23 protein-coding genes are annotated in these 24,336 nt (G+C 58.6%); 8 read left to right on the top strand and 15 right to left on the bottom strand.

What is annotated here, in order from left to right; all coding sequences use genetic code 11:
• Window position 1 precedes the first annotated feature (1 nt).
• Both ACR0LZ_RS15435 and ACR0LZ_RS15430 read right to left on the bottom strand, forming a co-directional pair.
• Window positions 2–919 carry a dihydrodipicolinate synthase family protein gene (locus ACR0LZ_RS15435; RefSeq protein ID WP_480750731.1) on the bottom strand — a complete coding sequence of 306 codons (918 nt, stop codon included), beginning with the start codon at window positions 917–919 and terminating at the stop codon, window positions 2–4.
• 10 nt (window positions 920–929) lie between these two features.
• On the bottom strand, window positions 930–1,712 hold the full coding sequence (locus ACR0LZ_RS15430; RefSeq protein WP_480750730.1) for a GntR family transcriptional regulator: 783 nt from the start codon (window positions 1,710–1,712) through the stop codon (window positions 930–932).
• A gap of 69 nt (window positions 1,713–1,781) precedes the next feature.
• Between ACR0LZ_RS15430 and ACR0LZ_RS15425 the strand changes: the two genes are divergently transcribed.
• Window positions 1,782–2,732, top strand: coding sequence for a GlxA family transcriptional regulator (locus ACR0LZ_RS15425; RefSeq protein ID WP_480750729.1), 951 nt, complete (start codon window positions 1,782–1,784; stop codon window positions 2,730–2,732).
• A gap of 67 nt (window positions 2,733–2,799) precedes the next feature.
• Here the strand turns inward: ACR0LZ_RS15425 and ACR0LZ_RS15420 are convergent, their stop codons facing one another.
• From ACR0LZ_RS15420 to ACR0LZ_RS15410, 3 genes are all read right to left on the bottom strand, one after another.
• Entirely contained in the window at window positions 2,800–3,789 is a 990-nt protein-coding gene (locus ACR0LZ_RS15420; protein ID WP_480750728.1) for a S8 family serine peptidase, read from the bottom strand.
• A 160-nt stretch (window positions 3,790–3,949) separates the two neighbouring features.
• Complete coding sequence (locus ACR0LZ_RS15415) at window positions 3,950–4,552, bottom strand: hypothetical protein (protein ID WP_480750727.1); 603 nt, start codon at window positions 4,550–4,552, stop codon at window positions 3,950–3,952.
• Between the two features lie 328 nt (window positions 4,553–4,880).
• Entirely contained in the window at window positions 4,881–5,483 is a 603-nt protein-coding gene (locus ACR0LZ_RS15410; protein WP_480750726.1) for a hypothetical protein, read from the bottom strand.
• Window positions 5,484–5,745: 262 nt separating this feature from the next.
• Here ACR0LZ_RS15410 and pheT point away from each other — a divergent pair, with 262 nt between their 5' ends.
• A complete protein-coding gene (gene pheT / locus ACR0LZ_RS15405) occupies window positions 5,746–8,142 on the top strand; it encodes a phenylalanine--tRNA ligase subunit beta (RefSeq protein WP_480750725.1) in 2,397 nt (798 codons plus the stop codon).
• Between the two features lie 302 nt (window positions 8,143–8,444).
• Here the strand turns inward: pheT and ACR0LZ_RS15400 are convergent, their stop codons facing one another.
• The 4 genes from ACR0LZ_RS15400 to ACR0LZ_RS15385 form a co-directional block, all read right to left on the bottom strand.
• On the bottom strand, window positions 8,445–9,680 hold the full coding sequence (locus ACR0LZ_RS15400; RefSeq protein WP_480750724.1) for an HlyD family secretion protein: 1,236 nt from the start codon (window positions 9,678–9,680) through the stop codon (window positions 8,445–8,447).
• On the bottom strand, window positions 9,673–10,122 hold the full coding sequence (locus ACR0LZ_RS15395) for a hypothetical protein (protein WP_145975742.1): 450 nt from the start codon (window positions 10,120–10,122) through the stop codon (window positions 9,673–9,675). The genes ACR0LZ_RS15400 and ACR0LZ_RS15395 overlap by 8 nt, the downstream gene beginning before the upstream one ends.
• Before the next feature lie 90 nt (window positions 10,123–10,212).
• Entirely contained in the window at window positions 10,213–11,733 is a 1,521-nt protein-coding gene (locus tag ACR0LZ_RS15390) for an arylsulfatase (RefSeq protein WP_480750723.1), read from the bottom strand.
• 72 nt (window positions 11,734–11,805) lie between these two features.
• Window positions 11,806–12,768 carry an alpha/beta fold hydrolase gene (locus tag ACR0LZ_RS15385; RefSeq protein ID WP_480750722.1) on the bottom strand — a complete coding sequence of 321 codons (963 nt, stop codon included), beginning with the start codon at window positions 12,766–12,768 and terminating at the stop codon, window positions 11,806–11,808.
• 58 nt (window positions 12,769–12,826) lie between these two features.
• Here ACR0LZ_RS15385 and ACR0LZ_RS15380 point away from each other — a divergent pair, with 58 nt between their 5' ends.
• Window positions 12,827–13,834: a helix-turn-helix domain-containing protein gene (locus ACR0LZ_RS15380; RefSeq protein ID WP_480750721.1), complete on the top strand. Its 1,008-nt coding sequence runs from the start codon at window positions 12,827–12,829 to the stop codon at window positions 13,832–13,834.
• 578 nt (window positions 13,835–14,412) lie between these two features.
• Here ACR0LZ_RS15380 and ACR0LZ_RS15375 read toward each other — a convergent pair.
• The 4 genes from ACR0LZ_RS15375 to ACR0LZ_RS15360 form a co-directional block, all read right to left on the bottom strand.
• The gene (locus tag ACR0LZ_RS15375; RefSeq protein ID WP_480750720.1) at window positions 14,413–14,790 is read right to left on the bottom strand and encodes a GFA family protein; all 378 of its coding nucleotides are present in this window, start codon (window positions 14,788–14,790) and stop codon (window positions 14,413–14,415) included.
• A gap of 86 nt (window positions 14,791–14,876) precedes the next feature.
• Complete coding sequence (locus ACR0LZ_RS15370; protein WP_480750719.1) at window positions 14,877–16,421, bottom strand: alanine/glycine:cation symporter family protein; 1,545 nt, start codon at window positions 16,419–16,421, stop codon at window positions 14,877–14,879.
• Between the two features lie 20 nt (window positions 16,422–16,441).
• Entirely contained in the window at window positions 16,442–16,876 is a 435-nt protein-coding gene (locus ACR0LZ_RS15365) for a universal stress protein (protein ID WP_480750718.1), read from the bottom strand.
• A 197-nt stretch (window positions 16,877–17,073) separates the two neighbouring features.
• Window positions 17,074–17,979 (bottom strand): LysR family transcriptional regulator, encoded by a 906-nt coding sequence (locus ACR0LZ_RS15360; RefSeq protein ID WP_480750717.1) that lies wholly within the window; start codon window positions 17,977–17,979, stop codon window positions 17,074–17,076.
• Between the two features lie 84 nt (window positions 17,980–18,063).
• Between ACR0LZ_RS15360 and ACR0LZ_RS15355 the strand changes: the two genes are divergently transcribed.
• From ACR0LZ_RS15355 to ACR0LZ_RS15340, 4 genes are all read left to right on the top strand, one after another.
• Window positions 18,064–18,696 carry a class I SAM-dependent methyltransferase gene (locus tag ACR0LZ_RS15355; protein ID WP_480750716.1) on the top strand — a complete coding sequence of 211 codons (633 nt, stop codon included), beginning with the start codon at window positions 18,064–18,066 and terminating at the stop codon, window positions 18,694–18,696.
• Between the two features lie 87 nt (window positions 18,697–18,783).
• Complete coding sequence (locus tag ACR0LZ_RS15350; RefSeq protein WP_480750715.1) at window positions 18,784–19,836, top strand: class I SAM-dependent methyltransferase; 1,053 nt, start codon at window positions 18,784–18,786, stop codon at window positions 19,834–19,836.
• Window positions 19,837–19,917: 81 nt separating this feature from the next.
• On the top strand, window positions 19,918–20,367 hold the full coding sequence (locus tag ACR0LZ_RS15345; RefSeq protein ID WP_480750714.1) for a YtoQ family protein: 450 nt from the start codon (window positions 19,918–19,920) through the stop codon (window positions 20,365–20,367).
• Window positions 20,368–20,524: 157 nt separating this feature from the next.
• On the top strand, window positions 20,525–21,319 hold the full coding sequence (locus ACR0LZ_RS15340; RefSeq protein ID WP_480750748.1) for a mechanosensitive ion channel family protein: 795 nt from the start codon (window positions 20,525–20,527) through the stop codon (window positions 21,317–21,319).
• A 282-nt stretch (window positions 21,320–21,601) separates the two neighbouring features.
• On the opposite strand, the gene ald is transcribed toward ACR0LZ_RS15340, so the two are convergent.
• Window positions 21,602–22,714, bottom strand: coding sequence for an alanine dehydrogenase (gene ald, locus ACR0LZ_RS15335; RefSeq protein WP_480750713.1), 1,113 nt, complete (start codon window positions 22,712–22,714; stop codon window positions 21,602–21,604).
• Between the two features lie 138 nt (window positions 22,715–22,852).
• Between ald and ACR0LZ_RS15330 the strand changes: the two genes are divergently transcribed.
• Window positions 22,853–23,311, top strand: a complete 459-nt coding sequence (locus tag ACR0LZ_RS15330; RefSeq protein WP_480750712.1) for an Lrp/AsnC family transcriptional regulator — start codon at window positions 22,853–22,855, stop codon at window positions 23,309–23,311.
• A 5-nt stretch (window positions 23,312–23,316) separates the two neighbouring features.
• Here the strand turns inward: ACR0LZ_RS15330 and ACR0LZ_RS15325 are convergent, their stop codons facing one another.
• Complete coding sequence (locus ACR0LZ_RS15325; RefSeq protein WP_480750711.1) at window positions 23,317–24,156, bottom strand: CPBP family intramembrane glutamic endopeptidase; 840 nt, start codon at window positions 24,154–24,156, stop codon at window positions 23,317–23,319.
• Window positions 24,157–24,336 lie beyond the last annotated feature (180 nt).

The raw sequence follows: 24,336 nt of genomic DNA, 5'->3' as shown, positions 1-24,336 counted from the left end.
CTCAGCCCTCTGCCACGATGTCGGAGATTTTCTGTTTCAGCACGCGCGTCACCTGTTCCAGCGCGCGCTTGTCGTCCTTGTTCAGCCCTTTGAGTGGGGGCCGAACGGGACCGGCCTGAATGCCGTTCATGGTGACACCATGCTTGATGGTCTGGATGAACTTGCCGCCCTGTTCCAGCACCCGCATCAGCGGCATCATCGCCGACATGATCCGTCGGCCCTTGGCAAAATCGCCCCGCACGACACAGGCCTCGTACAACGCTACGTGTTCGCGCGGCAGAAAATTCGACCCGCCGCACACCCAGAACGGCGCACCCCAGGCAAAGAACTCCAGTGCCTGATCGTCCATTCCGCAGCCCAGCTGGATATGCGGATAATCCCGCGCCAGCAGGTGCACCCGGTTGATATCGCCCGAGCTTTCCTTGATGCCGCAGAAATTCCGACTGCGTCCCACGCGGTCCAGGAACTCTTCGCCCATCATGGTGCCGGTGCGGTGCGGATAGTTGTACAGCATCACCGGCAGGTCGGCGGCCTTGTCGATGGTCAGAGCGTTCAGCGCATTTTCCCGGTCGGTCGGCACAGAATAAGGAGGCGAGGCCAGCAGGATCGCATCCGCGCCGATCTCGCGGGCGCCCGAGGCCAAGGCAATCGAATCCGGCGTCAGCATCGCGCCGGTGCCCACCACCAGCGGCAGCCGCCCTTTCAGCCGGTCGCGCGTGAACCGCGCCAGATCCAGCCGCTCACTCACAGTCTGGGCATAGTTCTCGCCGGTCGATCCGCCCGAGATCAGGCCGTGAACGCCGTTGTCGATCAGATAGTCGATGACATTCGCCAGACCGTCCCAGTTGACGGAGCCGTTCTCGTGATAAGGTGTCACGACAGGCGTATAGATCCCGTGGAATTGAAAGATTGGGGTCATTCGAAGTCCTCTAGGCAGTGGTTTTGCGTGCAACCGTTCCCAGCGGCACATCCAGCCCGGCGGGCATGACGAACAGCTCGATCTGGTCGCGCGACAGGTTCCAGTGATCGATTGCCAGCTGGGCGGCGGCGGCATCGTCCCCGGTTTCGATCGCAGCGATGATGGCGTCGTGCTGGGTGCTGGCTTGGGCCACGTTTTCAGCCATCGCTGCGCTTTGCGGGCGATAGAAAGTCATGGAAATGCGGGCGTGGTCGATCAGCAACCGCCGAAACGATGGCAGCAGATAGATGTTGTCGGCCATCTCGCCGGTGATCTCGTGAAAACGGTTGTTGGCCATGGCCCGATCCGCGCTTGAACCGCTGTGCAGGGCGTCCTTGAAATCCTCCTGCGCCGCTTTCAGCTTGTCGATCTGCGCAGGCGTTGCGTTCTTGGCCGCCAGTTGCAGAACCGCGCCATAGATCATCGGTGCCGCCAAAAAGAAATCACGCAAGGTGGTGTGGGACATTTCGGAAACCCGCGCCCCGCGTCCCGCGCGCAGTTCGATATAACCCTCACCCGCCAGTTCGCGGAACACCTCGCGCAGCGGGGTGCGGGACAGGTCGAACCTGTTGCACAGGCTCACCTCGTCCAGATCCTCGCCGGGCGCCAGCACCAAAGTCAGGATGTTGGTCCTGAGGTAATCGTGCACCTCGGCTTTGCGGTGTTTTCCGGTATCTTTCATGTTCAAAGCCTTCGGTGGCTGGTCGAGCCCAAACAGGGTCGATTCTTTTGGGATACGATGTGTACTAATCATGAATACATCTTGCATACAATCCTAAATCGTGCGATTTGATACTCCGGTGGTCAAAAAGGAATAACGGTGATGGCGGACCCGCAGCATTTCGTCTTCGCTTTGGTCGAGGAATTCACCCATATGGCGTTTTCCTGCGCGGTGGACCCGTTGCGCATTGCCAACTTGGTCAGTGGCCGCACATTGTATCGTTGGTCCTATGCCTCGGCTGACGGCAAGACCGCGACGGCGTCGAACGATTCGGTCACGCTGGTGCATCACGCCTTCTCCGAATTGCCCGCCTGTGACCGGCTGTTCGTGCTGTCCGGGATTCACATGAATGAACAGGACAATCGCGGCCTTATCGCCGCGCTGCGCCGCGCGCGGTCCCGCGGCACCCCGATCGGGGCGCTGTGCTCGGGCGCTTATATTCTGGCTCGGGCCGGATTCCTGGACGGGCAGCAGGCAGCGATCCACTGGGAATACCACGACAGTTTCATGGAGGAATTTCCCGAGGTGAATCTGGTGCGGAACGTCTTTGTGGTCGATGAAAGGCACATCACCGCATCCGGCGGCACCGCGACGGCAGATCTGATGCTGCACCTGATTGAACGCGATCACGGCTATGACCTGTCACTCGCCGTGGCCGATCAGATGGTTTACAACGCCGTGCGCAACGCTACCGCAGCCCAAAGAGTGTCGTTGCAATCGCGCAGCGGCATACGAAACCGGCATCTCGCCAAGGCGATCCAGATCATGCATGACCATCTGGACAATCCGGTGTCGCCATCGGCCATCGCCGACGAGGTCGGGATTTCGACACGCCAGCTTGAGCGCTTGTTCGGCAAATATCTTAACACCTCTCCCAAGAAATACTTCATGGAGATGCGTCTGGAACGCGCCCGCCACCTGTTACTGCAGACCGAGGCGTCGATCACCGAGGTTGCCTTTGCCTGCGGTTTTGAAAGCCCCGGCCATTTCTCGCGGGTGTATCGCGCCGCATTTGGCGTCAACCCGTCGCTGCAGCGGGACCGCCTGTCATAACCGCTTCAAAAGGTGAAGCCCCCGGCGATGATCCGGGGGCTTCTGCAGCGTCGCACGGGGTGCGTGTTCAGTTGATCGACACGGGGGCCAAAGCGTTCGACAAGCTCGCCTCCCCCTGACCGTGAATCGCGGGATTGTAACCGAGGATAGTATCCGTGCGCGCTGTTGTTAAAAGCTGATTGGCGATGGCGGTGGGGGTTGCCCCCGAAAATTTGTTCGACAGAACCGCCGCATAGCTGGCGACCATTGGCGCGGCAAATGATGTTCCCGCCAGGCCGGTCGTGCCACTTTCGACGCCGACCACCAGGAACTGCCCCTGAACCGTAGCATTGGTCCCGGCATAGTTGGAATAGCTGGCAAGCGACGCCTTGTTCGCGGCCGTGCCATGCCCGTCAAGGGCGCCGACAAACACGGCTGACGGCGCGCCGATCAGGTTTGTCGCAAGGTAATCAATCTGGCCCGCATAGGTGCCCGAGGCGATGACATCCCCGATGGCGACGCTTTCGTTGCCGGCGGATTTCGATACAAAGGCCGATCCGTCAAAGGCATAGTCGACGACCGAGATTTCCTGTGCGTCCAGACCGCCGAAGGCAGCCGGAAATTCCACCCAGCCATAGCTGGCGTTGATCACGTTGAACCCGTCACCCAACGCAAACCCGGCGCCAGAGGTGAATTCATGCGACACCATCGTTGCAGATGGGGTGAGCATCGAAATCTGCGCCGAGGTCCACTCACCATGCCGCTTGCGTTTCAGGCCCTCTCCCAGATTGCCGAACAGCTTTGTGCGACTGTTGAAATCGTCGACCACCGTGACAGTCACGTTCTGGCCCAGATATCCGTCGCTCCAGGCGCTCTGAATGTCTGCGTGCATCCAGGAGTAATATGTTGGGGTGCTTGGCGCGGGGTCTTCACCGCCGCCGTTGCCGGGTTTGTCTGGCTTGTTCCCGCCACGCGCGGCGATCAGCAAGGGGCTGTCTTCGGCAATAACCGGGGTTGGTGCAAAGGCCGCAAGCGCGACGGCAGAGGCAAGCACGGGTGTCAAATACTTTAATTTCATCTGGCCCTCCAATTGGCAGCTGGACTTGGGGCAATCCAATAAGAATGAAAGACTAAGGTGAAATTTGGGCAAAAATGCAGACATATGGGCGTTTTGGAGTGTATTTTTGGAGTTTATGTGCGTCACTCGGGTTAATCCCATAGGCTTTCACGGATTGTTGTCAAAACCGGAACAGGTAGCGTACGTGAAGCTGCAACCGCTCCATGGGTGACTCGTCGAGCATGTAATTCAGCGTCTCTTCGGGTGGCAAGGTAGATGCAGCAAGCCGGCAGTTCACCGTCTGGACGCCACCGATGGCGCCATAGTCTGCGGCACAGCTGTCCTCGCTCAGATTGCCACCGATCAGGCCAAGCACAGAAAGCGACAGCGTGCTGCTGGGGGTCGGCTGTGTCTGATACACGAACCCCAGCCTCAACGCCGGATCAATCGTGTATTTCTCTCCACGTTCACCGGTGCTGAAGCCCCAATAGACGCCAAAATTCGGGTGCAACTCGGTCATCCAGGTAAAATGGGTGTCCGCCCACCGGCTGCCGTACCATTGTCCGAATGACACGCGCTGCCCATTGGCCAGCTCATAACCACCGCGCCCGATCTTGCGAACGCTGTTGGACAGGGATGATCCGTCATTCGCCGAGATGAAATAGGTCTTGGACCACAGGTTTTGCGCCTGCCCCAAAGCCGGCAACATGCAGGTGAAAACCACCACAACCGCCAACAGGACACCGCGCGTGCCGTTCAGCGCTTGCGGGAGCGGTGCGCGCATGCCGGTCTTGTGTGCGGAACCAGGCCTCATTGTCCGGGTCGCTCGCGTCTACTCGCGGCGATGGCGCGTCGCGCGCTGCGCTTCGACCCGTCGGGCGGTGTCAGGAAACAGCAGTGGCAATAACACCGGCGCACACAGCAACAGGAACTGAACGAGGCTCATTTTGTCGATACCCTCCAATTGGCAGCTGGATTTCGGGTCGTTCGATCAAAAATGACAATCGCGGCAATTGTGAGGTGATAATCGAGCAAAGATGGCGATCATGCGGCAAAGCGCGTCTTTGCGTTTCCTCTTTCGCCCCAGTTCTTCGCAACCGGGTTGACTGAGTTCAGAATTGAAACAGATACCGGACCTTCAGTCGAACATTCTCGACAGCCGAGCCATCAAACAGCCGCGAAAGAGAATCGCGCATGGGCCGTGAGTCTCGGGGCCGGCAATGTCCCGTCCAGGTCACGGTTTCATTCGGGTCAAGCGATCCGCACGTGCGTTCACTGTCCGAGGAGGGCGCCAGATCGAACAGTGAAAAAGACAGTGTGCTGTTCCTGGTCGTTTCCGTTTGCAAGGTCAGGCCCCGATTGAGGGCAAGCGGGCTTGTCTCTTCCACCCGGCGTTTTTTGGGGCGTTCACTGACATAAGTTGATGGCGTGGCGTCATTCGATTTCCACTGAAAGTTGGGCCCGTTCCACCCGTTCGGAATAAGATTGCGAAAGCTCCATTTGCTGTCCGCCTCGAATGTCGTGTCTGCTTCGACCGTTGCCGGAAGAGGCGTGTCCAATGGCGGGACAGGTGGAATCCCAAACCTCAACCCGGCATCGCCCCCCTGTTGGGCCGTTGCGGAGGTTGCCAGAAAATACAACATGGATGCGGCCAGCACCGTCAGCCACCGAACGGGGGCCGCCGAGCCTGATTGGAAAATGCGTCGCGTCACCATTGCGGTCACGTCCTTGCCCAATGCGGAATCCCCTCGAGTGGAGTTGCAGAATACCAAAACTGTCGGCGACGGGTCTGAAAATCGCGTAAACGCTTTGCCGGTGTGGCTTTGACGCACCAAGGGTGTCGAAAATACGGAGCGGAAGCGGCTGGCGAAGCCGGATTCCCTTTCAAGCCACCGGCGCGGCGCGGCGGCCTCTTCCACCTGATCGTATTATCCGCTAAACGCGTTCCGACCCGAGATTACTGGCGGATTGCGACCGATGAAATTCACTCTTTCCTGGCTCAAGGATCACCTGGATACCGAAGCGTCGGTTGACGAGATTGTCGAGGCGCTGACCGACCTCGGCCTTGAGGTCGAAGAGGTCGTGAACCCGGCCGATGCACTCGGGGATTTCACGCTCGGATATGTCAAGCATGCCGAAAAACACCCCGACGCCGACAAGCTGCGTGTCTGCAAGGTGGATACCAGCGAAGGCGAGTTGCAGATCATCTGCGGTGCCCCCAACGCGCGCCAGGGGATCACCGTCGTCGTCGCCAAGCCGGGTGTCTATGTGCCGGGCATCGACACCACCATCGGTGTCGGCAAGATCAGGGGTATCGAAAGCTATGGCATGATGTGTTCCGAACGCGAGATGCAGCTTTCGGACGAACATGACGGCATCATCGAACTGCCCACGGGCGAGGTCGGTGATCGCTTTGTCGACTGGCTGGCCGAGAATGATCCGGCCAAGGTCGATCCGGTGATCGAGATCGCAATCACCCCCAACCGGCCCGACGCGCTGGGCGTGGCCGGTATTGCCCGTGATCTGGCGGCGCGCGGTCTGGGCACGCTCAAGATCCGTGACTATGTGCCGGTGTCGGGCGACTTCAAAAGTCCGATCAAGGTGATGATCGATGACGACACGCTGGACGGCGCGCCGCATTTCACCGGGCGCCTGATCCGCGGCGTGAAAAACGGCCCCAGCCCGCAATGGCTGCAGGATCAGTTGCGCGCCATCGGCCTGCGTCCGATCTCGGCGCTGGTCGACATCACCAATTACATGACCTTCGACCACAACCGCCCGCTGCATGTGTTCGACGCCGACAAGGTACAGGGCGACCTGCGGGTCCATCGTGCCAAGGGTGGCGAAAAGCTCGTGGCACTGGATGAAAAGGAATACACCCTGCAGCCCGGAATGATGGTGATCTCGGACGACAACGGCCCCGAGTCGATCGCCGGGATAATGGGCGGGATGGAAACCGGCTGTACCGAGGAAACGGTCAACGTGTTCCTCGAAAGCGCGTTCTGGGATTACGTACAGATCGCGCTGACAGGTCGGGCGCTCAAGATCAACTCGGACGCGCGTTACCGGTTCGAACGCGGGGTCGATCCGGAATACACCCGCGAGGGGCTGGAACACGCCACCCAGATGATCCTCGATATCTGCGGCGGCGAGGCGTCGGACGTGGTCGAGGCCGGCAAGGCGCCGAACCACGCGCGCGCCTTCCGTCTGGATGCCGAGCGGGTGCAATCGCTGGTCGGCATGGACATCCCCGAAAGCGAACAGCGCCAGACCCTGACGCGGCTGGGCTTCCGGCTCGAGGGCAGCATGGCCCATGTTCCCAGCTGGCGACCCGACATCATGGGCGAGGCCGATCTGGTCGAAGAGGTCGCGCGCATCGCCTCGCTGACCAGGCTGCAGGGCAGACCTTTGCCGCGCATTTCCGAAGGCATCCCGAAACCTGTGATGACCCCGGCACAGCGCCGCCAGTCGATGGCTCGCCGCACCTGTGCGGCACTTGGGTACAACGAATGCGTCAGCTATACCTTCATCGACAAGGCGTCGGCGGCTCTGTTCGGCGGCGGCGATGACGCCACGATGCTGGAAAACCCGATCTCGTCCGAGATGAGCCACATGCGCCCCGACCTGCTGCCGGGCCTGTTGCAGGCGGCGGCTCGCAATCAGGCGCGCGGCTTCATGGATCTGGCCCTGTTCGAGGTGGGGCCGGTGTTCCACGATGGCGAACCGGGCGATCAGCAAACCCAGATCACCGGCCTGCTGGTGGGCCGTTCCGGTCCCAAGGATGTTCAGGGATCGTCGCGCCCGGTCGATGTGTTCGACGCCAAGGCCGATGCCGAGGCTGTGCTGGCCGCCATCGGCGCCCCGGCCAAGGTGCAGATCCTGCGCGACGGGCCGGGCTGGTGGCACCCGGGTCGGCACGGCAAGATCTGCCTGGGGCCGAAAAAGGTTCTGGGCGTCTTTGGCGAGCTGCACCCGCGCGTGTTGCAGGCCATGGATATCAAGGGACCGGCGATGGCCTTTACCATCTGGCCCGACGAGGTGCCGTTGCCGCGCAAGACCGGCGCGACACGTCAGGCGCTGGAGCTGCGTGACCTGCAGGCGGTCGAACGCGACTTTGCCTTTGTCGTCGACGCGAATGTCGAGGCGCTGACGCTGGTCAACGCCGCCGCCGGGGCCGACAAGGCTCTGATCGAGGACGTGCGCGTCTTTGACGAGTTCATCGGCGGCAGCCTGGGCGAGGGCAAGAAATCACTGGCCATCACGGTGCGCCTGCAACCGACCGAATCAACCCTGAAGGAAAAGGATATCGAGGCGGTCGCCGAAAAGATCATCGCCAAGGTCACCAAGGCGACGGGCGGCACTCTGCGCGGCTGATCCCGCCCAGGCACACCCACCGACGCAAATGCAATTCAGCTCCCGAAAACCCATCGGGAGCTTTTGCCGCGATACCGAGTGACCGATGTCGGCTGTGCGGACTCTTCTGCCGGTCGCTGATGCAGCGAAATTGACTTCCGCACGACCGCCTAATTTCTGAGCCAGTTGTGGTGGAGCAGCATGATTTCCCGTTAGCGGTCGTTCAAAATGGTCAAAATGACCGAAGCCAGAGGCGGCCGTTCGTTGCGCCAGCGCTGGATGTCTCGCCATGGTCTCCGATCACTTCCCTAATGAGCTCCAAATCAATGGCCACTCAAGACCAAAGAAAACACCGGGAGCATAAATACTTGAATTCTCAAAATAATCGCGTGCACCAACCCCAGCGTATCCACGGCGTGTAGATAGACCCGCTCGACAGAACCAACGTCACCTTCGTGTAGAACGTCATGATGATTGCTGTATGCATTCGCCAGACACGTGGACCCGGTCAAAACTTCGTCGACACTGCCAGGATAAACAGGCTCCAGGAAAACCGTTAGGCTGCCCGGCAACAGGCCAATCTGCGGATCAAGAAGACGGTCCTCCTGCCTGATCTGCCCCGAGGGTAGAACATCCTGAATATCGACCACCACCATTGGAATTACAGTGAAAGGTTTGGAAAGGCAGGACATTTCGACGTAGCTTCCCACCTTGATAACAGGCACAGAAATCTGGCCGAAACTGGCTAGGAATCGCTTATTGCTGGAGAACTTTTCAGGGATCAGGATCCCTGCAGGGCGCAAGATCGGATTGACATAGTCTCCGACCTGCAAAGTGAACTGCTCGACTGAACCATCCACACCCGCGTAGATGTAAGTTTTCGCGAGCTCTGCTTCCGCCTGTTCCAGGGACGCTTTTGCAGCCTCCAATTCAGCAGGTATTTGTTCTTTCAAACGCTCTTGAGCGGCGAGCTGATTGGCCACGACAGCTTCCAACTCGTTCTGCCTCACCAAAGCCAGATTCGACGCTCTCACCAGTCGCTGTTCGAGAGCTGCGCCGGAATTCTTGTCAGCAAGTTCTCTTTCCTGGGCTAGGTCATATTCTGCTTGCGCCAGATTAGCCTTCGCCATTTCTACTGTTGCACTGGCAGCCGCCAAGTTCGCCTCGGCTACAGGAATTGAAGCTTCGGTTTGCAGAATTCTTGTTTTGGCCGCGAGAACAGCCGCCTCTTGGCTGGCGCTGTCCAGGCGGAAAAGAAGCTGGCCACCTTTTACAGATTGCCCGTTTTCGACCAAAACCTCAGACACCCGCCCCCCGGTTTCCGGGAGAATTGTAACCGTCCGAAAGAACGAACGGACATTCGTGGCAGATGGGTGATAGTAGAAAACTACGGTGATCAAGGCCAGCGTAAGAAGCAGACATGTCGTCAATCCATATCTCAGCTCGTACCATACTGAGAAGAGGTTTATCTCCTGCCCCCATTTCTTTCCTTGCCAGTAACGGCGAAACAGGTAATCCGGGAAAATTGTGACTAAAGAGCAAAGCAGGAACTCAAGCATTGCCGTCACTTTCCATTTTGGGCTGGGCAGTCTTCTCACCGCGGGGCGCAGCGACAGAAAGCTGAATTGCGTCAAGAGATGACGCAATCGATTTCAGCGGATTGAGAGATCGAGCTATGGATTTGATAGGGGTCAAGAAGTCGGGAAACTTGAAAGCCGCAATGACCAAGGCAATCACCCAAAACAGATTATTGTGCGTGAACAATGCAAGCAGTGCCAATATCCCCACCACTTGAAACTGGGCATGGCCAGCTTCATGTGCGATATTTTCCGGCACGGAATGAAGTGTAAAGTACACGGCACCTGCGACTACGAAAATTCCAATGATTGCAACCACGACCAGGATGAACAATAAGTCGCTTCCGTCGCTTGAAGGAAAAAACGACGGCAAATGGCCCGTCGCCAACGGGTGCATGCTTTGTGTCTCAGAAAGAGTACTCATACTTTATTCCTCCGTCTCGAATCTGCTGCGATCGTGCGATGCCTATAAGGCGCATTTACAAACCATTTGAGCGCGCCCATGATTTTCGCGTCAGTTGTTGTTTGACTGGATACGCTGCAGGATGACCTCTGGATTGAACGACGACGCTGCCTGTTGCGGTGGAAACTCCAAAAGACTCCTAAAAAAGTTCCTGGCCGTGGCTTGAGCGATCGCGCCGACAAACGTTCTGTCAAATGCCCACTGGTCATAGCTGTTGCTGTTGAAGTCTGCCGTTTCGAAGGGGTCTGTTCTGAGGTTGTAGAGCTTTGGGAAGCTGAGCGGGATCATCGGCTCTTGCCAAGCGCCCAAGGCAGTGCCTCGTTGCTCGCTAAAGACCAGCTTCCAATCACGGAAACGCATGGCCGCCACACCTCCGTTGTCAGTAAAATAGAAGAACTCCTGTCGAGCACCTTCCTCGGTTTCGCCGGTCAACAAAGGCAATTGATTGTAGCCATCCAGATGCACACGATATGGTTTCCCATTTAGCTCATGGCCTTCCCTCAGCTTCTCAACAATGTCTACTTCGCCTGCGGCTGCCAGCAGTGTTGGGAACCAATCAAGATTGGACATAATCTCGTTGGACACCGTTCCAGAGGGAATGCGGCCTGGCCATCGCACCGCTCCGGGAACACGGTATGCACCTTCCCAATTGGTGAACTTCTCGCTCCGATAGGGAGTAATCCCACCATCAGGCCATAGGCTCGTCTGAGGCCCGTTGTCGGCATGATAGATGACAATGGTATTCTCCGAGAAACCAAGATCATCCAGTTTTCCTAGAAGAGAGCCGACCCATGCATCATGCTGCAACAAACCGTCGGCATATTTGCCTTGTCCTGAAACTCCTTTCCACTCATCAGGCACATAGGTGGGGTAGTGCATTCTGGTAGAGTTCATCCAAAGGAAAAACGGTTGGTCGCTTTCTTTTGCCAGTTCAAGAAAATCAAAGCCCTCGGAAAGCACCTCATCATCAAAGGTCTTCATGCGTTCCCGATCCAGAGGGCCCATATCCTCGATGGTCTGCGTGCCATCACCGTTTGCGACACTTCTGACAGGATTTCGAGGCCCCAGGTTTTCCTTGAAAACTGGATTTCCGGGGTAATCTTCGTTTTCTAACTCGTTGTACGCATTCAGATGGTACAATATTCCGAAAAAGCGATCGAACCCGTGCATTGTTGGCAAGTGTTCATCGCGATCACCCAGATGGTTCTTTCCAAATTGCGCAGTGATATACCCCTGATCCTTCAAAGCAGTGGCTATCGTCGGATTCTGTTCGTTCATTCCATTCTTGTCGCCGGGCAGGCCCACCTTTGCGAGGCCAGTTCGAATTGTGGCCTGACCGGTGATCAAGGCGGAGCGCCCTGCGGTACAAGATTGCTCGGCATAGTAATCCGTAAAGGCCATACTGTCTTCGAACAAACCATCAATGTTCGGTGTTTTGTAACCTCTTGAACCTCTGTGATTGAAGCTGAGATCCCAGATTCCCGTATCATCACTCGTGATTATCAGAATGTTGGGCTTCCGCTCTTCGGCAAATGCAGCTCCCATGACCCCTGTCATCAGAGTTGCAACCATTACGCTTCTAATCAGGGATTTAGTCATAGCACTCCAAGTCCATTCTTTGCCTTCGCCACTTCAGCGCAGCGATTATTCAGCATGGCCACCATCGACCCAATCGTTGATCATTTGAGCGAAATCTTCTCGCTTATCCTGATATGAGAAATGCCCACACTCCTCAAAAACTCGAAGTTTCGCGTTTTTTAGTCGCTCCTGAAACTTGTACGCCGTTTCCACGAGTAAGAGTTTGTCATCCTCTCCCCAAAAGATTTGGATCGGCAGATCAATTTCGGGAAGATTTGGTTCAATTGTGCCAATGATTTCTGGATAGGCTTTGAACCATTGCATGATCGCAGGTATCCTGCCGCGGTATGACGCAAAATAATCCTCTACCTCGTCATCACTAGGAGAATAGTTTACATAGGCCAGCTTGTTGGCGCCAACCACGAATGGCCCGGCCCCTCCAATCTTGAATATCAAGCGCCACAATGGTGAAGTGACGGCCCGGTCGATGATCGAACCATTATGCGATGGGGTGACGCAAGGTCCGTCCCCCAAAACGAGACTCTTCAAACGATGGTCACGATGAATGGCGTAGTGTAGCGCAACCGGCATGCCAACGTCGGGTCCAACCAGATGGAAATCCGCGATACCAAGCTCGCGAACAAACAGATCCAGGATTTCGCTTTGAGCTTCGGTATTCATTACCTCGTGGCCGCCCTCGCTCCGGCCAAAGCCGGGAAGGTCGAACCCAATCAACCGGAACTTTTTGGCAAGACTTGGCCAGATTTGTTCGAAGCAACGAATGCTCTGCGGTAGCGGACTCAGAAAGAGTATTGCCGGACCGCTTTCGTTGCCGGCAACCGAGTACCTGAGGCGAAGACCCTTGATGGTCATGAACTGAAAGCTCATCTTGTAATCGGTCAACGCGTCCATTTTATCGCTGGACCTTTTCTGAACAGCTTTCAGCGCTCGATACTCGGGTGTTATGAGCATCAAACCTGACGCTATGAATTCGTTGAAGATTGCTCCAGGTATTGATGTGAACTTCATCGTCTGCCTCGCTGCTGGAGGTCAAGACTGCCTATAGCTAGGCAGGACGAGCAATCCATTGTACGATTCCGGCAAGATACGGACCGTCATCGTGGGGAAAATCGGACAAATGGAAGCTGGCGATCATCTGAGCCAACTGAAGCGCATTACACTGAGACTCAACCGTTTTGAGGACTTCCGCTATGCGATTCCAGGCTGGCGGGGAGAGTTCACATTGCTGTCCAAGGGTGCATTTGAGGGTAAGCTCGAGGTGGCGCAAATGCCTCACTTGAGAGCGTTTGTCGCAGAGACCAACAGTTCGCTCCTGACAAAGGGGCCCGCTGACGAAAACAGCGTCACCATTATTCCTATCACAAGACGCTCTCAGGCAACGCGTTGGCAAGGCAGACAGCTAGAGCTTGGCGACATTCTCATCAGAGGCACTGGCATTGAATATCATAACTGCACGGAAAGCTGTGCCCAAATTGAAGCCCTAATTGTCGGCAAGCGGGTTCTCCAGAACGCGATGCAAATTCTGTCTTATGGTGAATTGGACATCGATCTCGAGACTTGGACAGTTCTTCACACCAACCCTGAAGGTGCGATGCTTATTCAGCGGCAAATACAAATGCTATGCCATGGCGCAATATCGCATTTGTCACAAGCGGACACCGAGGCAAGAATCCTACGCTGTCTGGTCGAAGCGCTGCAAAAAACTCAGCTCAAATCCGAGCACACGATTGCAAACGAGAAGCAAAACAAACTTGTCGCCTCAGTGATCGAATACATGCATGCAAATATTTCTGCCCCTCTGACCGCCTTGGACCTGTGCAAAAAATTTCATGTCAGTGATCGTCTTCTTAGGCATGCTTTTCACAAGCACTATGGTATGGGGCCAATAGCATTTTTGAATGCGACTAGAATAAACCATGTAAAAAAATGTCTGGCATACAGTAGCCCTCATGATGTTCTGGTGTCAGACGTATTACGGGCTCACGGCGTAAAAAGGCCAGGAAGCTTTTCCCGCAAGTATTTCGACTACTTTGGAGAAAGGCCCAGTGAAACACTTGGAATACGCAAATATTGACCGCCTTTGAGCATTGTTTTTGCAGATAAGTTGCCCATAGATGAGGACACCCTGAGAATAACCGAGTCATCCAACCTCGGTATTTGTCGATCAATTTTGGGCCAAGCGATCCATGCCTAGAAAACGAGCGGTGACATTTCTGATCTTCTTTGACTGAAGTAACACCAGAAATTCGGATAGTTGGTTATTCGGCGTTGGGGACAGCCATCCTGTACAAAAAGGGGGTCCAAATATGTCGGCAGCGCCTTGCGCTGCGCTGCCGCGACTAGTTCCGCAATTTATCGGGCGTTCGACAGCGGAGTTCGGTAAAACCGCATCAGGCGATTTCGCCCGCAACTCGGGCATCAGCGCATGAAATCATGCTGACAAATGAATGAACGTCCGCTATTCGCGCTGCTTAGTAGCTAACGGCTATACTTGTTTCATCGCTGTATCTGCGAAAGTCAAAACCCGTGCACTTCCGCATTGGGCTCTGAGTTGACATTCGCTGAAATTTTCTTGTCCGCGGCGCGGACCATCCTTGACAATCTGCAACAACTGCAGCGAAGGGCTGGGTCTCCGCGCGTTTTTTCTCGGAGCTAGTCTTCCCCGCTGTCTCGTTCAAACCTCCGGGAAACCGCAAACGGCGGCAGCCAGGGCTCGCGCCGGATGGTCCACAGCTCATAGGTCGGCACGAACTGGTCGGGCGCGTCCAGCGTGCCAAGATGCACCTCGACCTCGCCCGGGCTGACGGAAAATAACGATGACCCGCATCGGGGGCAAAAATACCGCCCCCGGTACTCATGGGTGTCGCCCGCCACCGTTACCGCATCCTGCGGAAATATGGCCGAGGCGTGAAACAGCGCGCCATGATGCTTGCGGCAATCCAGACAGTGACAGACCCCAACGCGCAACGGGCGTCCCGATGTCTCGATCCGAACGTCGCCGCACAGACATCCACCCGCATGTCGCTCCATGATCCGGTACTCCGCAGCCGTCAGAAAGTCAGAAAAAAGCCTCCCCGACGGATCGGAGAGGCTCTGTTCAGCGCCGTGCGCGCAGCTCAGGTGTACTTCTTGATCTCACCTGATTTCAGGCGCGCCAGATAGCTGTTCAGCTCGGCCTTCACGATCGGCATCAGGAAGTAGAGGCCGATGATGTTGACCACCGCCATGGCAAAGATCGCCGCATCCGAGAAATCGATGACCGGGCCAAGGTTGGCCGCCGCACCGATCACCACGAAGATGCAGAAGATGACCTTGAACACCAGCTCCTTGGTGTGGCCTTCGCCGAACAGGAAGGTCCAGGCCTTGAGGCCATAATAGGACCAGCTGATCATGGTCGAGAAGGCGAACAGGATCACCGCAATGGCCAGAATGTACTGGAACCAGCCAAAGGCGGACGAGAACGCCGCCGAGGTCAGCGCCACGCCGGACACGCCGCCGACTGTCTGGATGGTAGTGCCATCTTCGTTCAGCAGGTAAAGCCCGGTATTCGGGTCGGATACCAGTTGCCCGGTGATGATGATCACCAGTGCGGTCATGGTACAGATCACGACGGTATCGATGAACGGCTCCAACAGCGACACGAACCCTTCGGTGATCGGCTCCTTGGTGCGCACCGCCGAGTGGGCGATGGCGGCAGAGCCCACGCCCGCCTCGTTCGAGAACGCCGCACGCTTGAAGCCCTGGATCAGCGCCCCGGCCAGACCGCCGGCAACGCCAAGCCCGGTGAACGCACCTTCAAAGATCTGGCCAAAGGCCCAACCGATCTTGTCCCCGTTCATTGCCAGAATGACCAGTGCGGTCGCGACATAGAGGATACCCATGAACGGAACCACCTTTTCGGTGACGCGCGCGATGGATTTCAAACCGCCCACGATCACCGCGAACACGATGGCCGCAAACAGAATGCCGGTGATCCAGCCCGGATACTCACCCACCACGTTCGAGATCTGCGCATGCGCCTGGTTGGCCTGGAACATATTGCCGCCACCCAGCGCGCCAAGGATACAGAAGATCGAAAACAGCACCGCAAGGATCTTGCCTGCCGGGATGCCGCGTTCCTCGAACCCCTTGGTCAGGTAATACATCGGTCCGCCCGAAACGGTGCCGTCCTCGTATTCGTTGCGGTACTTCACACCCAGCGTACACTCGGTGAATTTCGATGCCATGCCCATCAGACCCGCAAGGATCATCCAGAACGTGGCGCCCGGCCCGCCGATGCCGACGGCAACCGCCACACCGGCGATGTTGCCAAGGCCCACGGTGCCCGACAGCGCCGTTGCAAGCGCCTGAAAGTGGCTGACCTCGCCCGCGTCGTTGGGGTCGGAATAGTCACCCTTGACCAGCGCGATCGAATGCGGGAATGCCCGGAACTGGATCAGGCCGAAATATACAGTGAAGATCGTCGCGGCCACCACCAGCCACGCCACGATCCACGGAAAGTTTGTGCCCGGAAACGGGCTGAAGATCAGGTTGACGAACCAGCCCGTGGAACTGGCAAACACCTCGTTGACCTTTTCGTCGATGGTCTGCGCCTGCGCCGATGCGGCCATGGCCAACATCGCGGGCGCTGCAAAAGCAAAAGCTTTGAACACGTTTTTCATGACTGTCCCTTTTCTCGCGCTTACGGAACAATAGTGACCGGGACCGGCGCCGCCTGCGCCAGACTTCCCGCGACAGAGCCGAAAAGCCGGGATGACAGGGATGAATGCCCCGTTCGGCCAATCACAAGCTGTGTCGCACCGGTTTCGTTGATGATATCGCACAGCGTTTCCGCGACCTGTCCGTATTTGAGGACGGTCGACACAACCACGCCGCTGTCCTGCAAGCTTTTGCGGACAGGTTCGAGCAGCGCATCTTCGGCCCGCTTGAGCTCCTGAGACCGGCGCTTGTGACGCTCTTCGATCTCTTCCGGTGTCAGAAACGAGTAGGGTGACCATTCCAGCACGTGGGCGACGACAAGCTCGCATCCACGCGCCTTGGAAAGGTCGACCGCGAAATCAAGAGCCGACTTGGCGCTTGCGCTGTCGTCGTATCCAAGGACGATTTTTTGTGACACTGTTCCCTCCTGTTTGCCACACTTCCACAGGGGAAGTTTTGGCATGATACTCGCAATTCCCCGAAAAACATAAGTTTTCTTGCCTCGGTAGAATTTTCCTGTGCGATACCCTTCACCTGTCGCGCGGCTGTTCCACAACCGCGCCCGGATGGGCAAGTCGCAAATTCGGAAAATCCGTGCACTGGTGAGTTGGCTTTTTACGTAAGGGGAGGGGCGTTCTTTGTCGCAAGAAAGTCCGCCAGCAAATCGAAAACCAGCCGGATCCGGCGACTGGTGCGCAGCTCGCGGTGCGTGGTCAGCCAGACCGGAAAACGGATGGGGGCCATGTCGGGCAGAACCGGTTCCACCTCGGGGAACTTCGCTGCCACACTTTCCGACATCGCCATGACGCCAAACCCGTTGCGCACATATTCCCAGGCAACAATGCCGTTCTGCGTCTTCAGGCGAAAGTTCTGACCCTGCAGGTCGATGCCCAGCGGGGCCATGTACTCGATCATCCGGTCGGTATCGCCGAAACCGACGAATTCCATGCCGGACAGCTCGGCCTTGGTTGCGGGGCGGCCCACCTGATCCAGATAGGACGAGGCCGCATAAAGCCGCGCATTCGCCTCGCCAACAAGTCGTGCGATCAGGTCGGGCTGATCAGGCCGGATGTGGCGAATGGCGATATCCGCCTCGCGGCGCATCAGGTCGCGGATGTCGTTGGCGGCGATAACCTCGATTTCCAGCAATGGTGCCTGTTCGCGGATATCCCGCAACACTTCGGGCAGGTCATAGGCCGACAGGATATCGCTTGCGGTGATCCGGACCCGCCCTTCGACCGATTGCGCCTGCCCCGAGGCCGCCAGTGCGATCCGGTTGGCCGCCTCTCCCATCGCTCTTGTGTGATCCAGAAGCTCCAGTCCGGCCTGTGTCAGTTCCAGCGACCGGCCGACCCGTTCGAACAGCATCACCCCCAGATCGGCCTCCAGAGCGGATACCTGTCGGCCGAGAGTCGGCTGTGACTGCCCAAGCCGCCGCGCGGCCGCCGACAAGGACCCGGACTGCGCCGTTTCCAGAAAGGCGCGTATGTGGTTCCAGTCGAACTCGCCACGTTTATCCATGCATAAATGTATAAGCGCCCTGCAAATTTCGGCAATTTCTATTTCATATCTGCATGACTATTTTTGCCGCAAAGGAGATTGGTCATGATCGCAGCTGAAAAATTCTGGGATGGGATTGCCGAGAAATATGCCCGCACGCCGATCCGGGACATGGACTCTTATGAGCGTACCCTGACACGGACGGCATCCTATCTGAAACCGTCCGATCAGGTTCTCGAACTGGGATGCGGCACCGGCACCACTGCATTGCGGCTGGCCCCGCAGGTGGCCGGGATCACCGCAACTGATGTCTCGCCAGGCATGCTGGCCGTTGGCACCCGCAAGGCGGCAGAGCAACATCAGGCCAATGTGCGGTTTGTGCAGGCCGAGGCCGGACAACCGCCCGAGGGCCCTTTTGACGTGGTGATGGCGTTCAACCTGTTGCATCTGGTCGAAGATCTGGACGCCACCCTGCACGAGGCGCGCGAGGTGACGAAAACCGGCGGGCTGCTCATCTCCAAGACCTTTTGCGCCCCGTCAACGGGGAGCAGTCTGAAATACCGGGTGATGCGGCTGATTTTGCCGCTGATGCAGCTTGTGGGCCGCGCCCCCTTCGTTCGCTTCATGTCCGAGGCGCAGCTGGATTCGGCGATCGAACGTGCAGGGTTCGAAATCGTCGAGCGCGACAGCTTTCCCGCCAAGGACGCCCGGCGCTTCATTGTCGCCAGAAAGGTTTGACCCGGGTTTTCAGATTTTGCCGAAACCTGATACGATGGTCCCGTCACGCCGGAGGCGTCTGACCCTCTGGCCATGGGGGGATGCATCATGGACAAGGAACGTATCGGAACATTCGCCGCGCACGTCTATCGCGACATGGCCGGGACGATGGCAATCGGAATGGGCTATCTCGGCCTCAAGTCGGGCCTGTTCGAGGCAATGAAGGATGGCGAACCGGTCACCGCAGCAGAGTTGGCAGACCGGACCGGCCTGACCGCCCGCTATGTCAAGGAATGGCTGCACGGCATGACAGCTGCAGGATGGCTGGAGCATGATGAACAGGCCGGGACCTTTTCGATGCCGCCCGAACACGGTTTTCTGCTGGCCTCCGAAGGAACCGATCACTTCATGGGCGGGTTGTTTCTGGCAGGTCCATCGCTGTTGTCACAGGCCCCGGCGGTCACGCGGGCCTTTCGCGACGGCGGCGGCGTGAATTTCGACGCCTATGATCAGGACTGGATCGATGCGCTCGACCTGATGAACGGCGGCGCCTATCAGCACCGGCTGGCCAGCTATTGGATGAAACAACTGCCCGAAATTGACGAACGCCTCGCGGCCGGTGGCCGCGCACTGGATATCGGCTGCGGTGTCGGCAAGGTCTCGCTGGCGCTGGCCGCAGCCTATCCCGAGGCGCGGATCACCGGGTTCGACCCCGACGGCCCCTCGATTTCGCAGGCTCAGGCGGCGGCGCTGCAAGCGGGCGCGGACAATGTGCAATTCGTGCAGGGCGTGATCGCTGATATCGCACCAGAGCCGGTCTTTGACTTCGCCGGCATGTTCGACTGCCTGCACGATCTGGCAGAACCAAAAGCGACGTTGCGCAATGTCCGCCAACGCATTGCGCCCGGCGGCGTGCTGATGGTGATGGAGCCTCGGGCCGCGGATCGGCTGGCCGACAACACAAACCCGCTTGGCGCCGTCTATTACGGGTTCAGCCTGTTTCACTGCATGACGCAATCTCTGGCACAGGGCGGGCCCGGTCTGGGCACCTGCATGGGGCCGGACAAGGCGATGGCGCTGCTGCGCGAGGCCGGTTTTGCCGAGGTGCAGGAATTGCCGATCAAAAGCCAGACCAACATGTTCTTTGCCGCGCGCGCGTGACGGGTATTGCCAGCCCGGCGCTGCCGGTTTGTCCTGCGGCCCGTTCCCGTGATACACGCGCAACGAGCAAAGGAGATTGCAATGGGTTTGAACGTTTACCTTTCGGGCGAAATTCACACGGACTGGCGCGAACAGATCATCGACGGCGCGCAGGGACTGGATGTCACTTTCAACAGCCCGGTGACCGATCACGATGCCAGCGACGATTGCGGCACCACCATTCTGGGGGCCGAGCCGAACAAGTACTGGCACGACCACAAGGGGGCGATGGTCAACGCGATCCGCACCCGCAAGGGCATCGCCGATGCCGATGTCGTGGTGGTTCGCTTCGGCGACAAGTACAAGCAATGGAACGCGGCCTTTGATGCCGGGTATGCCGCCGCGCTGGGCAAGTCGATCATCGTCCTGCACGGCCCCGATCACCAGCACGCGCTGAAAGAGGTCGATGCCGCAGCCCTTGCCGTGGCCGAAGAGCCGCGTCAGGTTGTGGATATCCTGCGCTATGTCCTGACGGGCAAGCTGCCGCGCTGATCGCCCCGGACAGCGGACAAGCCGACAGAGTTACGGGGAAAACCGCCGATTCATACCCCTGGACCGCTTGAAACGGTTCTGGGATATGCCATCGAATTCCGCAATTGGGCGTGGAAATCGCCCGCAATGACAGAAGGAGAGGACAGTGGAAGAGGTCATGACACAGGCCGGAGCGTTCGCTCCGCTATTGCTGAGCGCGGTCAAGGCGCTGATCGTACTGGTTTTGGGCTGGATCGTCGCCGGAGCCATCGGCGGCATGGTCCGCAAGCGCATCAACGCGACACCACAGATCGACCCGACTCTGGGCAACTTCATGGCGAGCCTGGTGAAATGGGCGGTCCTGGCGATGGTGCTGGTCGCCGTCCTGGGCATTTTCGGTATCGAGGCCACAAGCATCGTTGCCATCCTCGGTGCCGCCTCGCTGGCCATCGGTCTGGCGCTGCAGGGCACGCTCAGCGATCTGGCCGCGGGCGTCATGCTGGTGGTGTTCCGGCCCTACAAGCTGGGCCAGTTTGTCGATATCGGCGGCACGGCGGGAACGGTGAAGGATCTCAATCTGTTCACCACCGAACTGGTGACCCCGGACAATGTGCAGATCATCGTGCCCAACGGTCAGTCCTGGGGTTCGATCATCATGAACTACTCCGCCCATGACACCCGCCGCGTCGATCTGGTGTTCGGCATCGACTATGGTGACAGCGCCGACAAGGCGATGGAGATCATATTGGACGTGGCCAGGGCCGACGGCCGGATCATGGCCGACCCCGAGCCATGGGTGAAGGTCACCAGCCTCGGCGACAGCTCGGTCGATCTGACTGCCCGGCTGTGGTGTGCGGCGGACGACTACTGGGACGTCAAGTTCGAACTGACCAAGGCCATCAAGGAAGCCTTTGACTCCAAGGGCATCTCGATCCCCTATCCTCATTCGGTGGAAATTCAGAAAGCGGGCTAAAGCCTTTCGGGAACACCCGGTATCGCCAATGCACTGACGCGCCCCGCGCTCTGGTGACATTGTCGATGCAGACTTCTCGGGTGTTTCTCCGAAAAGCCACAGGCGCTCCCGCCCGTCGTCATGGCGCTTGCGCACCATTCCTCCCGTTGGGCCCCGCGCCGCGCATTCCGCGCGGCGCAGTTGGTTCATTGAGATACCGTAAAACCCAAACCCAAACCCAAAAGCAAACGCGCCGCGCATGAAGCGCGGCGCGTAACAGGGCAGATGTCGCCCCGGCTAAGTTTATACCAGCGACTTGGGGTCGACCACGTCGAGGCCCAGCGCGGTGCCGACCGCTGCATAGGTCAGCTTGCCGGCGTGCACGTTAAGACCGTCCAGCAGGTGCGGATCGTCGGCACAGGCTTTCTTCCAGCCCTTGTCGGCCAGCGACAGCATGAACGGCATGGTGGCATTGCCCAACGCGATGGTCGAGGTGCGCGCAACCGCACCCGGCATGTTGGCCACGCAATAGTGCATGACGCCGTCAACTTCATAGACCGGATCGGCGTGAGTGGTAGCTTTCGAGGTCTCGAAACAGCCGCCTTGGTCGATGGCGACGTCCACCAGGGCCGCGCCCGGTTTCATCGTCGAAAGCTGTGCACGGCTGATCAGCTTGGGCGCGGCAGCGCCCGGGATCAGAACCGCGCCGATCACCATGTCTGCGGTCTCGATCAGCTCGGCCACGGCGCCCGCGGTCGAATACTGGTTCTTGAAGGTGCCGCCAAAAACGTCATCGAGGTAACGAAGGCGCGGGATCGACCGGTCGAGGATGGTGACATCAGCGCCCATGCCGGCGGCAATCTTGGCCGCGTGGGTGCCAACAACACCGCCGCCGATCACGACGACCTTTGCCGGACCAACACCCGGAACGCCGCCCATCAGGACGCCGCGGCCGCCATTGGCCTTTTGCAGGGTCCATGCGCCGACCTGCGGGGCCAGACGGCCGGCAACCTCGGACATCGGCGCCAGCAGCGGCAGGCCGCCATTGCGGTCGGTCACGGTCTCATAGGCGATGCAGGTCGCGCCCGAGGCCAGCAGATCATGGGTCTGGTCCGGGTCCGGCGCCAGGTGCAGATAGGTGAACAGCAGCTGGCCTTCGCGCAGCATCTTGCGCTCGACGGCCTGCGGCTCCTTGACCTTGACGATCATGTCGGCGGTGGCGAACACTTCTTCGGCGGTGTCGATGATCCGCGCGCCGATGGCGGTATAGGCGGCATCGTCAAACCCGGCACCCAGGCCGGCGCCGGTTTCGATGAGGACCTCATGGCCGCGCACGATGGCTTCGTGCGCTGCGTTCGGCGTCATGCCGACGCGAAATTCCTGAGGTTTGATTTCCTTGGGGCAACCGATTTTCATTTTTGCGATCTCCGTTCACAAACTGCCCAAATTATGTGCACTCTTATCTGCAATTTCTGTGAAACTCTGCTCGCGCTTTGAAGATAATTCGGGATAATCTTCGATATCTTGTCATAAATCTGCAATGGATGTGCGTGAATGAGCTTGGACGCAACAGATAGAAAGTTTCTCTCGGCCCTCCAGCGCAAGGGCCGCATGTCCAATGCCGAACTGTCGGAACAAGCGAACCTGTCGCCGTCCGCCTGCCATCGCAGGGTGCAGCGGCTCGAGGCCGAGGGGTATATCCGAGACTACGTCGCCCTGCTGGATTCCCGCAAACTCGGGGTTCCCACCACGGTCTTCGTGGAAATCACCCTGCAAGGCCAGGCCGAAGAGGTGCTTGAAGCCTTCGAAAAGGCAGTGGCGCGCATTCCGGACGTTCTGGAATGCCACCTGATGGCGGGCACGGCAGACTACATCCTCAAGGTCGTCGCCGAGAACACCGAGGATTTCGCCCGCATCCACCGGCAATACCTCTCACGCCTTCCCGGCGTGGCGCAGATGCAAAGCTCGTTCGCGCTGCGCACCGTGTTCAAGACCACCGCTTTGCCGGTCTGACGGAATCAGACCGGGGCGGGATAGGTGAACAGGGCGAGATGGGCAAAGTTGAACCCGAAATGCATCGCCACCGGCACCCACAGCCGACCGGTCGCCCAATAGCCCAGCCCACAGGCCAGCCCCAAAAGCGCGGCGAAACCGGCAAGCGCCACGCCACCGCCGATATGCGCAAGGCCGAATAGCCCGCTGGCGGCCGCCACCCCCGCGACCGGCCCCAGCCACCGGATCAGGCCGGTTTGCAGGTAGCCGCGAAAGAAGGCCTCTTCCCCCAGACAGGTCAGCAGCAGGTTGGACAGCGCAAAGATCAGCCACCAGCCGGGCAGGCCCGGCTCGAACCGCAGGGCGCCGGTCAGCAGGGTCAGCAGGAACAGGGCGGGCAGCAGGGCAAGGCCAAGCATCAGCGCACGCGGCCGAAACGGGCTGCCCTGATGCAGGATCACCGGGCAGGCCAGCACAACGGCAAAGAACACCATCGGCTTGTCGATGTTGTAATACAGGGTGAACGTCGCGCTTGCGGGCCCTGACATCACCTCGTCCAGCACCATCAGGTTCCGCACGCCAGGCAGCAGATGTGCCCCCAAGACGAGGCACCACAGCATCAGTGCCGCATGCCCGGCAATACCGGCCCGCCCGCTCAGCCGCCCAAGCCGCGACGCCCCCGCCAGCCCAAGCGCGATCACCCCAAGCGCCAAAGACGTCAGATAACCGAGCGCCACCACCACGCCGCCAAAAAGGCCCAGCAGCACAAGCGCCAGCCCCATGCGCTGCCTCAGCGCCGCGATGAGGGCCGCGAACAGAATGAACCACGGCCAGATCAACGGCAGAAACGATGGAAAAACGGGCATCGATACCTCTTTGGCAAGTTTGCGCCCTTGGTGGCGGCAAGATTGCGGCCGTTCAAGGGGGCAGGCGCTTGTATCTGCCTGAATTGAGGTCCACATTCAAATTTCCAGACATTACACCTCTCAAACCCACAGCGCGCCTCGCCTGTGCCGACGCGGCCGCTGACATGCCGGGGTCACAGA

It is taken from the genome of Ruegeria sp. CI1, assembly GCF_056536925.1.
This window is presented reverse-complemented; position numbering and strand designations above follow the sequence as displayed.